14 protein-coding genes and 1 tRNA gene are annotated in these 15,891 nt (G+C 41.1%); 8 read left to right on the forward strand and 7 right to left on the reverse strand.

The genetic code is table 11. The annotated features are described in order from the left end of the window. Nucleotide 1 precedes the first annotated feature (1 nt). The 5 genes from rodA to ACOXY8_RS06700 are packed head-to-tail and all read left to right on the forward strand — an operon-like array spanning nucleotide 2 to nucleotide 3,731. Entirely contained in the window at nucleotides 2-1,276 is a 1,275-nt protein-coding gene (gene rodA, locus ACOXY8_RS06680; RefSeq protein WP_458330784.1) for a rod shape-determining protein RodA, read from the forward strand. Continuing rightward, entirely contained in the window at nucleotides 1,273-1,518 is a 246-nt protein-coding gene (locus ACOXY8_RS06685; RefSeq protein ID WP_458330785.1) for a cytochrome b5 domain-containing protein, read from the forward strand. The genes rodA and ACOXY8_RS06685 overlap by 4 nt, the downstream gene beginning before the upstream one ends. Continuing rightward, nucleotides 1,515-2,363, forward strand: a complete 849-nt coding sequence (locus tag ACOXY8_RS06690) for a BadF/BadG/BcrA/BcrD ATPase family protein (RefSeq protein WP_458330786.1) — start codon at nucleotides 1,515-1,517, stop codon at nucleotides 2,361-2,363. The genes ACOXY8_RS06685 and ACOXY8_RS06690 overlap by 4 nt, the downstream gene beginning before the upstream one ends. After that, nucleotides 2,360-3,172 carry an N-acetylmuramic acid 6-phosphate etherase gene (gene murQ, locus ACOXY8_RS06695; protein WP_458330787.1) on the forward strand — a complete coding sequence of 271 codons (813 nt, stop codon included), beginning with the start codon at nucleotides 2,360-2,362 and terminating at the stop codon, nucleotides 3,170-3,172. The genes ACOXY8_RS06690 and murQ overlap by 4 nt, the downstream gene beginning before the upstream one ends. After that, the gene (locus ACOXY8_RS06700) at nucleotides 3,165-3,731 is read left to right on the forward strand and encodes a hypothetical protein (protein WP_458330788.1); all 567 of its coding nucleotides are present in this window, start codon (nucleotides 3,165-3,167) and stop codon (nucleotides 3,729-3,731) included. Before murQ ends, ACOXY8_RS06700 begins: the two co-directional genes overlap by 8 nt. 15 nt (nucleotides 3,732-3,746) lie before the next feature. Here ACOXY8_RS06700 and ACOXY8_RS06705 read toward each other — a convergent pair whose 3' ends face one another. From ACOXY8_RS06705 to era, 3 genes are read right to left on the reverse strand one after another with little or no spacing between them, the layout of a single operon-like run. Beyond that, on the reverse strand, nucleotides 3,747-4,352 hold the full coding sequence (locus tag ACOXY8_RS06705) for a transcription elongation protein SprT (protein ID WP_458330789.1): 606 nt from the start codon (nucleotides 4,350-4,352) through the stop codon (nucleotides 3,747-3,749). A gap of 6 nt (nucleotides 4,353-4,358) precedes the next feature. Next, complete coding sequence (der, locus tag ACOXY8_RS06710; protein WP_458330790.1) at nucleotides 4,359-5,666, reverse strand: ribosome biogenesis GTPase Der; 1,308 nt, start codon at nucleotides 5,664-5,666, stop codon at nucleotides 4,359-4,361. A gap of 11 nt (nucleotides 5,667-5,677) precedes the next feature. Further along, nucleotides 5,678-6,565 carry a GTPase Era gene (gene era / locus ACOXY8_RS06715; RefSeq protein WP_458330791.1) on the reverse strand — a complete coding sequence of 296 codons (888 nt, stop codon included), beginning with the start codon at nucleotides 6,563-6,565 and terminating at the stop codon, nucleotides 5,678-5,680. 71 nt (nucleotides 6,566-6,636) lie between these two features. Between era and ACOXY8_RS06720 the strand changes: the two genes are divergently transcribed. Together ACOXY8_RS06720 and ACOXY8_RS06725 are read left to right on the forward strand one after the other, a co-directional pair. Next, nucleotides 6,637-6,709 (forward strand) — tRNA-Met (locus ACOXY8_RS06720). Between the two features lie 230 nt (nucleotides 6,710-6,939). Beyond that, a complete protein-coding gene (locus ACOXY8_RS06725; protein WP_458330792.1) occupies nucleotides 6,940-9,975 on the forward strand; it encodes a WD40/YVTN/BNR-like repeat-containing protein in 3,036 nt (1,011 codons plus the stop codon). A gap of 276 nt (nucleotides 9,976-10,251) precedes the next feature. On the opposite strand, the gene ACOXY8_RS06730 is transcribed toward ACOXY8_RS06725, so the two are convergent. From ACOXY8_RS06730 to ACOXY8_RS06740, 3 genes are all read right to left on the reverse strand, one after another. Continuing rightward, on the reverse strand, nucleotides 10,252-11,484 hold the full coding sequence (locus ACOXY8_RS06730; RefSeq protein ID WP_458330793.1) for a GAF domain-containing sensor histidine kinase: 1,233 nt from the start codon (nucleotides 11,482-11,484) through the stop codon (nucleotides 10,252-10,254). A 110-nt stretch (nucleotides 11,485-11,594) separates the two neighbouring features. Beyond that, entirely contained in the window at nucleotides 11,595-12,473 is an 879-nt protein-coding gene (locus ACOXY8_RS06735) for an alpha/beta hydrolase (protein ID WP_458330794.1), read from the reverse strand. Nucleotides 12,474-12,478: 5 nt separating this feature from the next. Then, on the reverse strand, nucleotides 12,479-13,732 hold the full coding sequence (locus tag ACOXY8_RS06740) for a DEAD/DEAH box helicase (RefSeq protein WP_458330795.1): 1,254 nt from the start codon (nucleotides 13,730-13,732) through the stop codon (nucleotides 12,479-12,481). Nucleotides 13,733-13,824: 92 nt separating this feature from the next. Between ACOXY8_RS06740 and ACOXY8_RS06745 the strand changes: the two genes are divergently transcribed. Next, a complete protein-coding gene (locus ACOXY8_RS06745) occupies nucleotides 13,825-14,907 on the forward strand; it encodes an amidohydrolase family protein (RefSeq protein WP_458330796.1) in 1,083 nt (360 codons plus the stop codon). Between the two features lie 230 nt (nucleotides 14,908-15,137). On the opposite strand, the gene ACOXY8_RS06750 is transcribed toward ACOXY8_RS06745, so the two are convergent. Next, nucleotides 15,138-15,767, reverse strand: a complete 630-nt coding sequence (locus tag ACOXY8_RS06750) for a cytochrome c oxidase subunit 3 (RefSeq protein ID WP_458330797.1) — start codon at nucleotides 15,765-15,767, stop codon at nucleotides 15,138-15,140. Nucleotides 15,768-15,891: the final 124 nt, after the last annotated feature.

The following is a 15,891-nucleotide window of genomic DNA, read 5'->3' on the forward strand; positions in this document are numbered from 1 at the left end:
GTTGAGACGGGAAGCAAAAATAACAGGCAAAATAGATTGGCTCATAATATTCATTTATGCTGCATTGGTAATGATGGGCTGGCTAAATATCTATGCCGCAGTGTACGATCCAGAAAATTTCAAAAGTATTTTTGACTTAGAAACTGACTCAGGAAAGCAACTTCTTTGGATTGGGACTTCCGTAATTTTGATCATTTTTATTATGGTGATGGATTTCCGCTTTTGGGACTCCTTCTCTATTATATTGTATGGTGCTATAATACTTATGCTCCTTGGGGTACTCATATTTGGGCGGGAGGTTAATGGCGCCAAAGCATGGTTCGAAGTAGGGAGTTTTAGATTACAACCTGCGGAGTTCTCAAAGTTTATCACGGCATTAGTTTTAGCCCGATTCCTGCAGCGATCAGATAAAAAAGTGGGTGAGTTTAAGAACTTGTCCATTATTGCCATGATTATTGGTGCTCCACTGTTTCTAATTTTCCTACAACCCGATCCTGGTACCGCCTTGGTTTTTGCTGCCTTTTTTATCGTATTATATAGAGAAGGACTTACTCCAGTTCCGTTTATTTTGGGATTATCTAGCGGCGTACTATTTATTCTCACGCTGATTGTTCCACAAATTTATATGGTCATTGGTGCCATCATTTTGGCGATAATTGTAATTTCGCTTGGACAAAAATCTTGGCAGAGATTCATAGGAGTCATTGGCACTTTGGCTTTTGTATTGATCATCATATTTAGTGTGGATTACTTGATGAACGAATCCACTATCCTTAAACCTCACCACAAAAACCGGGTAATGGTACTGGTAGATCCAAATATCGACCCCCTAGGAGTAGGCTGGAATGTGACGCAATCGAAAATCGCTATTGGATCAGGTGGCTTCTTTGGCAAAGGATTCCTAGATGGTACACAAACCAAGTTCAACTTTGTGCCTGCACAAAGTACCGATTTTATCTTTTGCACCATTGGAGAAGAGCATGGTTGGTTTGGTAGCTTTGTTTTGGTGGGCTTATTCATCACTCTATTACTTCGAGTAGTATATATTGCCGAGCGACAAAAATCCCGATTTGCTAGAATTTACGGCTATTCCGTAGCCTCTATTCTATTTATGCACTTTGCGCTCAATATCGCCATGACCATTGGCTTATTCCCAGTTATCGGGATTCCTTTACCCTTCTTTAGCTATGGAGGTTCATCGCTTTGGGCATTCACCATTTTGCTTTTCCTTCTTATTAAAATAGATTCGCATCGACTAGATGTATTTGGAAGATGAGCCAAAACTATACTTTGCAGCAACTTGCACTGCGCAATGGGCAAGATCGAGAAGAAGTATGGGTTGCTTATCAGGGTGTGATTTATGATGTTTCATTCTCGCGACTTTGGCGCAATGGCAAACATTATGAACATTGGGCAGGGCAGGATTTAACAATCGAACTCAAAGATGCGCCGCATACGCAAAAGGTATTTGAGCGATGTAGCATTGTAGGAAAATTAATTGAAGAGAAAAAAGGATGATTTTAATTGCAGATAGCGGCTCTACCAAAACTGATTGGCGACTAATTGACGATAATGGCCAAATTAGCCAAAATACTTCCAAGGGTTTGAATCCCTATTTTTGGACTGATGAAGAAATGGAAGTTGAAATCAGTGCATCCTTAGCTGGGTGGACAAATGAAGCTATCCAGAAAATCTACTTTTATGGAGCTGGACTAGGTAGCGAAGAACAACGCTTAAGAGTGAAAAATGTCCTTGAGCGAGTTTTTCCAAATTGCAAATCTTTTGCATGTGACCACGATTTGCTTGGCGCAGCAAGAGGCGCAAGTGGTCGTAACGCTGGTATAGTTTGTATCATCGGTACTGGCGCAAATGCTTGCCTGTACAATGGTGAATCGATTGACAAAGAAGCTGTATCTCCTGGCTATATTTTAGGAGATGAAGGTAGCGGCTCATGGTTTGGTAAAATGCTGATCCAAGCCTACCTGCGCAATGAAATGCCGGCAACAGAAATGCAAGCATTCAAAAGTACCTACACATTTTCTGATGCAGAAATTCTATCTAAAATCTACTCCCAAGCTCGTCCAAATCAGTTCCTGGCTAGTTTTATGCCATTCTTACTGGAGAGAAAAAACCAAGCTTGGATCTATCAATTCTTGGCAAATGGCTTCTCCCAATTTATAGAGAAGTACGTGCAACCACTGGAAGCATCACCTAACCTCCCGCTTCATTTTGTAGGTGGGGTGGCTTGGAGTTGTCAAGAGATTTTAACTGACCTTCTTCGGAAAAAAGGCCTTTCCACTGGTCGCTTTTTACAAAGTCCAATTGCTGGCCTCAGCCTTTATCATCAAGAAGAATTACTATGAAAAGCATCACTGAATCGGATTCTATTTATACAGATTTAGAAAAAAAATCTGTAGCAGAACTATTGAGAGGCATAAATGAAGAAGATAAAAAAGTGCCTTTGGCGGTAGAAAAAGTAATTCCACAAATCAGCTTATTGATAGAGAAGATTGTAGAAAAGATGAAATTGGGCGGGCGACTATTCTACATTGGCGCAGGAACAAGCGGGAGGTTGGGTGTAGTAGATGCTTCTGAATGTCCGCCAACTTATGGAGTGCCTCATGACTTAGTTGTAGGATTAATTGCGGGAGGAGATGTGGCAATTCGCAAATCTGTAGAACATGCGGAAGACGACACTGAGCAAGGCTGGAAAGATTTGCAATCGCATGACTTTGGGAAAAACGACTGCCTTGTAGGAATCGCTGCCTCTGGTCGCACTCCATATGTTATTGGTGCTGTGCAGAAAGCTCGCGAGAATGGAAGTGTAACCGGTTGTATTACCTGCAATAGTGGCTCAGCATTAGCAGCAGCAGCGGAATTCCCCATCGAGGTAATTGTTGGGCCCGAGTTTGTAACCGGCAGCACAAGGATGAAAAGTGGAACTGCGCAAAAGTTGGTGCTCAATATGATCTCCACCGCCACGATGATTCAACTTGGCAGGGTAAAAGGAAACAAAATGGTGGACATGCAGCTTAGTAATGAAAAATTGAAAAATAGAGGATTGGAAATGCTAATGGCAGAAACTGGTTTAGATGCGATGGAAGCGAAAAAACTCCTAAACACACACGGCTCTGTTCGCAAAGCAATGGATGCTTTTCAGAATAATGCATGAAATTGAACCATATTATCGCTGGCTAGAATTTTATCATCCCTATCAGGATGAGCAGTCGCCTTACTATGGCGAGCCAGAAGATAAAATATACTTTACCTCCGCTGTTTATAATTACCTGATCCATCCCGACTGGGATTCATTTGGTTCAGAAACGCTCTACATCAAAATCCTTTACGCCAATTACGGCAATGGCTATATGATTTTAGAAATGATAGGAGAGTGGAACGATGCCTTACACAATGATATCATGTACCTGAAAAGGGAAATTATTGATCATTTTGTCCCATTAGGCATCAATAAATTTATTCTAGTTGGTGAGAGTGTATTCAACTATCACGGAGATGAGGATGACTACTACGAAGAATGGTACAACGACGTAGAAGATGGCTGGATAGTGGCAATAGGATTTCAAGATTATATTTACAAGGAATGGGAGCGCTTCCATTTAGATTATTACATCCATTATGGAGGCACATTGGAGATTGAGAATTGGCGCACCTTAAAGCCGAACCTGCTTTGCGAATTGGTGGATAAATTGATTATTCGTCGTTTGAATTAAGGAATAGGAAAGCATCTAATCCACCTTAATCACCTCTGGAATAAGGTATTTTCTGCCATTGCTCAAGTTGAGGCAAAGCGCTCTGGTTCTTCTGCTTGCTTCCTTTTTGTAGGGTGTTCCTCTAAAGTGAAAGTCCTCTCCCGGAAGTACCTCATACAGAAATTTACCTCCCGCATTTTCATCAAATTTCATCAAGGCATGGAGCATCCTTGGATCTGCGCCGGTAGATGCTTTCGGATTTCGCATATGCAATTTCAACACTCGTAATAGGTCGGCTGGAAAAACCGCTTCATTCATCACCGGCTCCATCAAATGCTGAAAACTCCTTTTCCACTGTATACCATGTGGACTTACCGTATTGCCAAATGCCGCATACACTCGCCAATGCGCAATTTCATGCACATAGGTAATCAAAAATTGAAATGGGTTTAATCCCTCATTTACAGATATTTGTGGTATTCTATCTCGGCTATCTATGCGGAAATCCCCCCATTTGGTTTTGCGATTGCTAGCTACCTTAAAATAAAAAGGAGCCTCTTTCCAAAGATTAAAACTGTAATCCAATGCCGCCTGTGGTACTCGATTTTCTAGTCTTTTTCTTATTCGAAGCTCCTGATTCAATGTGTCTTATTTTTGTCTGAAAACTAATGCAAGTGGTACACCTTTCAAGTCAAAATGATCTCTCAACCTATTTTCAAGGTAACGCTCATAAGGCTCTTTGATGTATTGCGGTAAGTTACAGAAAAATGCAAAAGTTGGTGACTTTGTGGGCAACTGAGTGATGTATTTTATACGAATATATTTTCCTTTATAAGCGGGAGGTGGATATCGCTCAATCTCCTTCAGCATTACTTCATTCAGTTTGGATGTAGGTATTTTGGTAGATTTATTTTTATAAACCTCCGCTACTAATTCCACTGCTTGGAATATACGCTGCTTGGTAAGTACTGAAGTGAAAATAACAGGAATATAAGCGTATATGCCCAATTTATCCATTATTTCCTTTTTCATGTTATCCATGGTTTTATGGTCTTTTTCCACCAAATCCCACTTATTCACCATTAATACAATACCTCTACGATGCTTGATTACCTGCTGTATAATGGTAAGATCTTGCGCCTCGATGCCTACAGAGCCATCAATCATCACAATACATACATCCGCACTTTCCATGGCTTTCATAGATCGTAGCACAGAGTAAAACTCAATATCTTCCTTTACCTTTTTCTTCTTACGAATACCGGCAGTATCCACAAGGATAAAATCCTGTCCGAATAGCTTATACCTACTTTCGATGGAATCGCGGGTGGTTCCTGCTAAGTCGGTAACGATGCTGCGCTCTTTACCCAATAGGGCATTCAAAAAAGAAGATTTACCTACATTTGGCTTACCCAAAACGGCAATCCTCGGAATGCCTTCTTCAGGATCTTCAATGCCATCATCTTCGAAATGCTTCACAGCTTCATCAAGTAATTCACCCGTACCACTTCCACTTATAGAAGCAATTGGAAAAACATCACCGATATTGAGCCCATAAAATTCGCCAATCATGTGCAAGCGCTCCGTATTATCAGTTTTGTTCGCTGCAATCAAAATTGGCTTTTTGGTGCCACGCAACTCATTGGCAAATTCTTGGTCAAGGCCTGTTAAGCCTTCAAAAGTATCTACTACAAACACAATAACATTGGCTTCTTCTATTGCCAATTTCACTTGCTTGCGGATTTCCTCTTCAAATATATCGTCAGAGCCACTTACATATCCACCTGTGTCAATCACGGTAAAGTGCTTACCATTCCATTCGCCATAGCCATAGTGACGATCTCTCGTTACACCAGCTTGGTTGTCCATAATGGCTTTCCGCTCTTCTACTAGTCTGTTAAATAGGGTGGATTTACCTACGTTGGGTCTGCCAACGATTGCAATTACATTTGCCATAATTCTAAATTTTATTGATAACCAAATCTCTTTAGTTGGTTATCATTCTTTCTCCAGTCGGGTTCTACCCGTACATATTGCTCCAAATACACTTTTTTACCAAAAAATGCTTCCATTTCGAGGCGAGCTTCCGTTCCTGTCTTTTTCAAGGCAGATCCTTTGTCACCAATCAAAATGGCTCTTTGGGTCCTTCTTTCCACATATATTTCGGCCAATATGCGGATAATAGTTTCTTCCTCTTTGAAAGAAGTAATTACAACTTCACAGCTATAAGGTACTTCTTTTTTATAATTCAAAAATATCTTCTCTCTTAAGATTTCCGCTGCAAAGAATCGCTCTGTTTTATCCGTGAGTTCATCCTTGGGGAAATAGGCTGGGTGCTCTGGCAGTAATTCCAGCAGGGTTTCATACACAGTATCCACATTTGCTTTGAGCATAGCTGATACTGGGATGATTTTATGCGGATTCAATTTCTCCTGAAATTTCTCAATCAATTCATTTACACGATTGTCTTTATCGAGATCAATTTTATTGATCACCACAATGATCGGCACTCCAGTAGCTTTAATGGATTCTAGAATTTGCTCTTCAGGTTCAGTTTCGTAAAGATCGGCTACATATAGAATGATATCGGCATCTTCCAATGCTTCGTACACGTATCCCAACATCGATTTTTGCAAACTGTACTTAGGATCAAGGATACCAGGAGTGTCCGAATAAACGATTTGAAAGTCATCACCGCCAATAATACCCATAATCCGATGGCGGGTGGTTTGTGCTTTGCTGCTGATAATGGAAAGCCTTTCACCTACCAGACTATTCATCAGGGTAGATTTGCCCACATTGGGATAACCAATAATGGAAACAAAGCCTGCTTTATGTGATTTTGTCTCAGTCATAATTAAATTTCATGCAAAGATACTTGATTTTAAATTCTAATCCCTTACCTTTGTCATCCTTTAAGACACATCGCGGGATGGAGCAGTTGGTAGCTCGTCGGGCTCATAACCCGAAGGTCGCTGGTTCGAGTCCAGCTCCCGCTACTAAAAACCCTCTTTACACAACGTAGAGAGGGTTTTTCTTTTTTAGGTCGTCGGATTCGGGGATAGTTTGAGTTTTTTTTCATTAAAAAGTGGATGATCAAGCTTTCAAGAAATTGGGAAGCTTCCTTTGTGGACAAACATTTTGCAGCTTGCTTCCATTTGTCAAATAGCAGGCTTACAATTTAAGGTAATTGTGTTATTTTTCAGTTTCAAGAGATCAGATTAAATTTATGAAAAAGACCATCATCCTCAGTGCTCTTTCATTCCTGTGCATATTGACCATTCAAGCCCAGGAGATACAAGAAACTTTAAAAAATTACCAATTCAGAAATGTAGGGCCTTTAAGAGGTGGGCGTGTAACTGCCGTTGCAGGAGTAGCCGATATACCTTCGACCTTTTACATGGGCGCAACTGGTGGAGGAGTCTGGAAGACCACGAATTACGGTCATTCTTGGTTCAATGTATCTGATGGATATTTTTCAACCCCATCTATTGGTGCTATTTCAGTATACCAAAAAGATCCCAATGTTGTTTATGTGGGAACAGGTTCCGATGGTTTAAGATCCAATGTAATTACGGGTAAAGGAATTTACCGAACCGATGATGCCGGCAAAACCTGGGATTTCATCGGTTTGGAAGAAACCGGTCAGATTGGTGCTGTGGAGATCCACCCGGATAATCCGAATGTGGTATATGTAGCTGCAATTGGACAAGCCTTTGGAAAAAACAAAGAGCGGGGGGTGTATAAAACCATCAATGGTGGTCAAACTTGGGATAAGGTACTTTATCACTCCGACAGTGTGGGTTTCTCAGATTTGGAACTGGCTCCTGATGATCCGAATACCATTTACGCAGGTGCCTGGAGAGCTGAAAGAACCCCTTGGACTATTATAAGCGGATCATCTGAGGGTGGTATTTATAAATCAACCGATGGTGGTGCAACCTGGGCCAAGTTAACCAATGGTTTACCGGATAAGCTTATAGGTAAAATTGATTTTGCGGTTTCTGCAGCTAATCCAGATCGTGTGTATGCCAATATTGAAGCTTCAGATGATCAAGGAGGGCTCTATCGATCAGACGATAGAGGAGCTACTTGGGAATTTATTTCCGACAATAGTAACTTAACCAACAGACCTTTTTACTACACCAACATTTATGCTAATCCAAAAAATGCCGATGTAATATATAACTCTGCATTAAGATTTTTAAAATCAACCGACGGGGGTGAGACTTGGCGCAATATTTCAACACCGCACGGTGATAACCATGATTTGTGGATCAACCCCAACGACACCTCTATCTGGATCCAAAGCAACGATGGTGGAGCGAATATTACATTCACCAATGGTGAAACCTGGTCCACACAGTTTAATCAACCTACAGCAGAATTATATACCGTAGAGGTTGATGACCAATACCCTTATTGGCTATATGCAGGTCAGCAAGATAATTCAAGCACGATAGCAGTGCCAAGCATGCCTACTCAAAGTGTGCAAATAGGAAGTAATGCTTTTATCATCAATACTGGTGGTTGCGAAACAGGCCCAGCTGTACCTAAGCCAGGCGACCCAAACATTGTTTACTCCGCTTGTAAAGGCAGGTTTATGGTATTTGATAAGAGAACCGGGCAAGAACTTCAATATTATGTGGGTGCCACCAATATATATGGTCATAATCCAAAAGACCTTAAATTCAGATTTCAAAGAGTTGCCCCCATTCATGTTTCACCGCATGATCCTGATGTAGTTTACCATGCTTCCCAGTACCTTCACAAGACTACCGATGACGGTAAGACCTGGGAAATTATTTCCCCCGACCTCACGGCTTTCGATCCTGAATTTCAAGTTGTTTCAGGTTCACCAATTACTAGAGATGTTACGGGAGAAGAGTACTACAGTACCATCTATGCCATCAGGGAATCAACAATTCAAAAAGGCTTGATTTGGGTAGGCGCCAATGACGGGCCAGTCCATGTGACCAAAGATGGTGGGCAGAATTGGACCAATGTCACTCCCAATATGCCTAAGGGAGGAAGGGTAGATGCGGTAGAGCCCTCTCCACACAACCCTGCCAAGGCCTATGTGTCTGTTTTAAGAAACCAATTAGATAATGATTACCGTCCGTATATCTACAAAACAGAAGATTATGGACAAACCTGGGAGCTATTGACGCTAGGAGATAATGGATTACCTGCCGATTACCCAACACGGGTGGTCAGAGAGGATCCTGTCAAAGAAGGGGTACTATATGCAGGAACGGAGTTTGGATTATTTATCTCTTTCAATGATGGAAAAAATTGGCATGCCTTCAATAATAACCTCCCCGTTACACCTATCACGGATATCAAGATTCACAGAGATGATCTTGTCATGTCTACCATGGGTAGAGGGTTTTGGATTTTAGATAACATTATTAGCCTAAGAGCTTTAGCAGAGGTGAAGGATGAGCAGGCACATTTGTTTGATATTAAAGAAGGTGTTAGGAATAGACTTTATGCTAGGAGTGAACAGAATGGGCCTGAGTACCCGAGAATGGGTGTCACCATCGATTATTACATCAAGGATGAAAAAGAGAAAGTACAGTTGGATATTCTGGATGATCAAGGCCGAGTGGTAAGGACATTTGTAACTGGGCGTCCTGATCCGGAAGTAAATACCGAAAGAGATATGTCAACGGAATTTTCCAATCCACCGGCAGCAGGAGGGCTTCCTGGACAGAAAGGGTTCAATAGGTACAGCTGGAATATGCGTCATGCAGGAGGCTGGAACTCAAACCCAGAGAGAGCCTACATGGGCAATGGCCCAATGGTGTCTACCGGAACCTTTAAGGCTCGATTGACGGTAGGAAATATGGTGCTGGAGAAGCCTTTTGAGGTCGTATTAGATCCTAGGGTTACCTTGGTTTCAGATGCGGATGTAAAGGAACAAGAGAAGCTGGCACTGCAGATTCAATCGTTCTCAGATGAGGTTTCCAAGTTAATGGCTAAAATTGATGAAGAACGCAAAAACCTTGAGAATCGCCTTGATCTGGAAAAGGTAAATAGAAGAGATATCAGTAGGAAGGAACAACTGGATGAGCTTTACTATAAACTAGCAACCCCACCAGGTACATACATGGAACCTATGTTGAGTGCACAAACGGGTTACCTATCAAGTATGCTCGGCCAGGCCGATCAAAAACCTGGCAAGGATGCTTATGAGCGTTTCGAAGAGTTGAAGCTACGATTTGAGTCCATTAAAGCAGCGTATGAAGAACTTCAGGAGTAAATTCCTTACTTAACCCAAAGAATTAATTTATTCAATAAGACCCGCAAGGTTTCAGAAACCTTGCGGGTCTTTTAATTTTCAACTGAGCGACATTTGTATAGTCCTACACCAGATAAAAAGGTTATTAATATTTTAAAGGTCTGTTCTTCTTCAATTGTCCTCCCTTCCATCAACAATTCCAACCAATCACCCAAACCAGTCAACGTTATTTAGGCATTCACAATTCACAACCCATCACCTCCATCAACCATCCTCTATTCTCCATCAACTTCTTCCTCAACCGTTAACTCTCAGCAAATAAATTGAAATTTCAGTGCCTTCTCCTACTTTGCTGTGGACTTTCATTTTGCCATCGAGCTTTTGGATAAACTCATTGCAGATGAGGAGACCAATTCCAGTACCCTTTTCTCCATGGGTGCCTTTGGTGCTTTGGCGATTATCCCATTGAAACATTTTTTCTGATACCGAAGGTGGAATACCCACTCCCGTATCAATTACTTTGATTATAACATGCTCATCCATGCTTTTTACTTTCACACTTACCCTCCCGCTTTCTGTAAACTTGAGGCTATTCTGGACCAAATTCCTTAAAACGAACTCCAGCATATCAGAGTCAGCCTTTACTACTAATCCTTTTTCACCTTCTATCAATAGCTCAATATTCTTCATTTTGGCTGTAGCCATTTGCGCTTTTACCACCTTTTCCAAAAGACCATCCAGATTTACTGGCTCAAGATTTAGTGCTTTTCCTTCGCGCTGACTAATACCCCACTTCTGCAAATTGGTAAGTAGCTCGGCAGAAGTTGTTAGTACAGATTTAAGTTCAGGAGCATTTTCGGCATACTCCTCCAAAGTCAATAAGCCAGAAGTATATAGCTCTATCAATCCCAAACCATTATTGATAGAATTACGCAAATCGTGGCCTATTATAGACAGCAAACGCGCATTTATGGCATTTAACTGATTGATTTTCTTATTGTTATTCTTAATTTCCACATATGCATTGCCAAGGTCTTTGAGTTTGAGTCTAAGTTCCAGCAATTTCATCACTTGCTTTGACAATACATTTAAGCTGAACAATTGCTCTTCAGTCAACTCACGAGGCACTGTGTCGATTACGCACAAGGTTCCAAGTTTATGGCCATTGGGTGTCATTAGTGGCATGCCAGCATAGAATCTGACATTTGGGTCTTCAACTACATAGGGATTGTCATGAAAACGCTCATCTGTTGTTGCATCTTTCACAATCATTGGATTGTCTTGATTGATGGCATGTGCACAAAATGCGTGATTTCGGCTGGTTTCATCTCCTTCCATTCCTACAGCAGCTTTAAACCATTGCCTCTCAGCGTCTACAAGAGTAATTAAAGAAATCGGCGCATTACAAATATTGGATGCAAGCTTTACCAGATCATCAAACTCAGATTCACGAGGAGAGTCAAGTATATCGTACTTAAACAACTCCATCAAGCGCTCATCTTCATTTTCTGGGATTTCTGGATATATCATAAGAAATTATCGTAAAGCTTTACTTTATTAAAAAAATTTGAATTGCCTTTTCTTTGAAACGGAAAAATCTCCAATGATATCTAATAAGCTAATTACACGCCAACAAATGACTATTTGTTATTAATCCAAGTAGATATTTTTTGAATGGCAAATTCGGCGGAAGATAAAATAGGCCAAAAAAACTGAAATACATGCGGCATTCCATTCCAAGGGTCAAATTCAATATTTACACCTGCGTAATTGAGCTTTTCCACCAGTAATTTATTTTCATCAAAAAGTAGATCTGCAGATCCTGCTTGAATAAAAGCGGGAGGTAATCCTGACAGATCTGCGAATAATGGAGAGACAAATGAGTTTTTGTTGTTGGCCGAAGCTATATACAAAGCTGCAGAAGTCTTTAGTCTCTTTGCAGAAAGGATGGGGTCTTTGAAATTTGCTTTTTGGTACACAGCTCCATCGCAGGTCAAATCCACCCAGGGAGCGAGTAATATCAAGCCTTGCACTTGATTATTCTCTTCCTTTAGCTTCAAGGAAGCCGCCAAAGCTAATCCACCACCCGCTGAATCTCCAGCTAGAAAAATTTTTGCATTTGGGTACTTCAGCCGGCAGCCATCTATGGCATTGAGGGCATCGTCTAATGCATGTGGAAAGGGAAATTCAGGCGCAAGTTTATAATCTACCATTATCACTTCGCATTCACTTTCCAGAGCAATTTTGGCAGTAAGATGCCGGTGAGTTTGGGCAGAACCTGCTACATAGGCACCTCCGTGAAAGTATATTATGATTTTTCCTTCTTGCAAATTATTCGGAACGGCTCGCTCACATTTCACGCCATTTGCAGCAAAATTGTAGAGCGTTACTCCATCGGGTACAGAAAAGCGGGAGGCGACGGTTTGCATTTTCTTTCTAGAGTTTAGATAATCCTCCTTCTTGAAAATGGATGCCCATTTGAGAAGCCACAAATAAGCTTTTAATCCTCCCGCATTCATTGCATTTATCGTTTGGTATTTCGTGGAGGTCTTCCTTTTCCTCCGCCCTTAAAATTTCTACTAGATCCTGTTCTCGGCATTTTCTTATAATCTTCCATCGATATATAAGCCGGACCTTCGCCCAAACTTTCAGGCAATTTTATCTTTTTAATTTCCCGTTCAATCAGTGATTCAATTTTATGGAAATTGCCTAATTCCTTAGGATTCACAAATGTGAAAGCAACACCACCCGCATTAGAACCACGAGAGGTTCGGCCAATTCGGTGAATATAATCTTCGGCATCGGAAGGAAGATTATAATTGATTACCAGTTCTATACCATCAATATCTATCCCACGCGAAACGATATCTGTAGCCACCAAAACATTTGTCGTTCTATTACGGAAATTGTTCATCACTTTTTCCCGCTCAGTTTGCTCCAAGTCCGAATGCATTGATTGCACCTTAAGTGAAAGGCCTTGCAATTCCTTCTCAATTTCTTTCACCTCCGACTTTTTGGAGCAGAATATAATCACACTTTTAAGTGGTTTGGACTGCAAAAGATGCTTTATCAATTTCACCTTTTGCATATCGTGCACCATAAATGCCCCTTGGAAAATTCCTGCGGCAGGCTGCGATATGGCAATGTTGATTTGCTCTGGATTGTTGAGCACCTGCGCCGAAAGTTCACGAATACGTGGAGGCATAGTAGCAGAAAACAACAAAGTTTGACGCTCCTTAGGAATTGCGCTTATAATCTTGTTGATATCGTCCATAAAACCCATGTCCAGCATTTTGTCGGCCTCATCCAATATGAGCGTTTGCAATTGCTGCACTTTTACATAGCCAAGGTTGAGGTGGGAGATAAGTTTACCTGGAGTGGCAATTATCACGTCGGTGCCAGAAGTAAGTGCTTTCTTTTGTACATCGAATCCTGCTCCATCTCCTCCACCATATATTGCAGCTGAACTCAAGCCTGCAAAGTATGCAAAACCTTGAAAAGCAGTATCTATCTGCAATGCAAGCTCACGAGTAGGAGCAATGATTAATGCTCCAATTTGGTTTTCTTGTACTGGATTGCTGAGTAGTCTGGACATCACCGGCAATAGGTAAGCTGCTGTTTTGCCAGTACCCGTTTGGGCAATCCCTATCAAATCTTTTCCTTCTAATATAAGCGGAATCGCTTGTTGTTGAATTGGGGTGGGTTTTTCAAATCCCATTGCATCAAGCCCTTCGAATATTTTATCATCCAGCTTGAAGTCTTTAAATTTCAATTCCATTTATTATCTCCTTAATATTTCTATATGTTTGTCTTATTTAACTAAATGAAAGTGATTACGTTTACTTTGCATTTACCAACACCAAAATCCACATGCACAAATTTATACTTTCTTCCCTACTGTTTTGTATTAGTTTCTGGGCAGGCGCACAGGAAATGTCTTTCGAAGAGTACAATCCTGTTTCTACCCTAAAAGTACCTGAAAATCTTGTAAAAAAGGCAAAATATCCTTTTGTTGATATTCACGGTCACCAATGGCGCATGGCAACACAAAATCTGGATGAGCTTACTGCCCAAATGGATGAGCTCAATTTGGCTGTGATGATAAATTTAAGTGCTGGCAGTGGAAAACCACTGGCCGATGCTTACGAAAATGTAAAAAATAATGCCCCAGACAGGTTTATCCTTTTTGCGAATATACGGTTTGAGGGGATAGACGAGCCCAATTGGGGAGAGCGCACAGCCGAACAATTGGAGCGAGATCATGGATATGGAGCAAGAGGGCTTAAAATATTTAAAAGCTTAGGCTTTTCTGTAGAAGACGCTTCCGGTAAAAGGGTGGCTGTGGATGATCCAAGGCTTGATCCAATATGGGCTAAATGCGGCGAACTGAATATGCCTGTTCTTATCCATACCGCGGATCCCAAGTCCTTTTGGGATCCGATGGATGCCGATAATGAAAGATGGCTTGAACTGAAAACCCATCCAAACCGAAAAAGAGATGCTGATAATCCTGTGCCATTTGAGCAATTAATTCAAGAGCAACACAATGTTTTCAAAAAGCATCCCAACACAAAGTTTATTAATGCCCATATGGGTTGGTACCCGAACGACTTGGCACACTTAGGCAAACTGCTCGACGAGATGCCCAACATGTATGTGGAGATAGGAGCTGTTATCGCCGAACTAGGCCGACAGCCACGCTTTGCCCATGACTTCTTCGTGAAATACCAAGATCGTATTCTCTTTGGTAAGGACTCTTGGGTGCCTGAGGAATTTCCAACCTATTTTAGAGTACTGGAAAGTGCCGATGAATATTTCCCTTACCACAAAAAGTACCACGCTTTCTGGGCGATGTATGGTATGGACTTACCTGATGAAGTTCTCAAAAAGGTGTATTACAAAAACGCTTTGAGTTTGCTTCCAGATATCGATCGTAGCTTGTTTCCGGATTGAGGGATGGAGAAGGGAGGACAGTTGACGGTTGGCAGTTGAATTTTTCTTTGCGATCTTTTGCGTCTTCCCTCTGTGGTATTTGTGTTTAATTTTTTCATTGGAGACACGAGTTAAAAACTGGCGCCAGTGTCGTGTTTAATTTACCATCAGTCGGATTACAAATCCAATTTATCGGGAGTTCGACATTGCAAATGTCGAACATGTGGTCTTTGTGTTAAAATTATTCCTTTCTAAAAAGTAAACAGAAAGTAGAAAAACAGAATAAGCCAAAGAACATCCATGAAATGCCACCAAATGCTGAGCATTTCTAGACGGATTTTCTCGTATGGTGTGGTCAAATAAATAAGGCTGGCAACAGGATCGGATTGCTTGCGAGCTACTTTTAAATACAAGAATCCCAGAAATAACAAACCACCCACCAAGTGCACCAAATGCAAACCTGAAATCACATAGATATAAGCACCAGATCGCTCGCCAACAAAGCCAATACCCGCCAAATCTAATTCCTGCCAGCCAATAAACTGACTTGCCGCAAATGCCAACCCAAGTATAAGTGTATAAGCCAAACTGCGTTTTACCTCCTGCAAATCGTCATTCAAATACGCCGGCATAGCTCGTGCAAGCATAAAACTCGAAAGCAAAATAGTAAACGCACTAACAATAAATGATTTGGGAAAAGCAATGGTATTAAATCTATTAGCTTCAAGCATAGAAAGCGTAAAGGCCAATATCATAAAGAAGAAAATAAGACTACTTCCGACAACGCTCAAGATAATAAGCATTTTATGCGGATGCATCTTTTCAACCTTTTGCCATCTACTTAAACTGCTGGTATTTTCTTCCACATCTGCGCCTTTCATGTTACAGGAATATGAAGCTTAAACATTATGTGAGCACTATGGTTCATCTTTCATTCTCAATTTATCATTGAAATTTAAAGACGCTTTAATGCCGTGTACCAAAGGTAATCTTTACTTTTGCACC

It is taken from the genome of Peijinzhouia sedimentorum, assembly GCF_049340005.1.
In the GTDB taxonomy this organism is placed as follows: Bacteria; Bacteroidota; Bacteroidia; order Cytophagales; family Cyclobacteriaceae; genus CAXBDP01.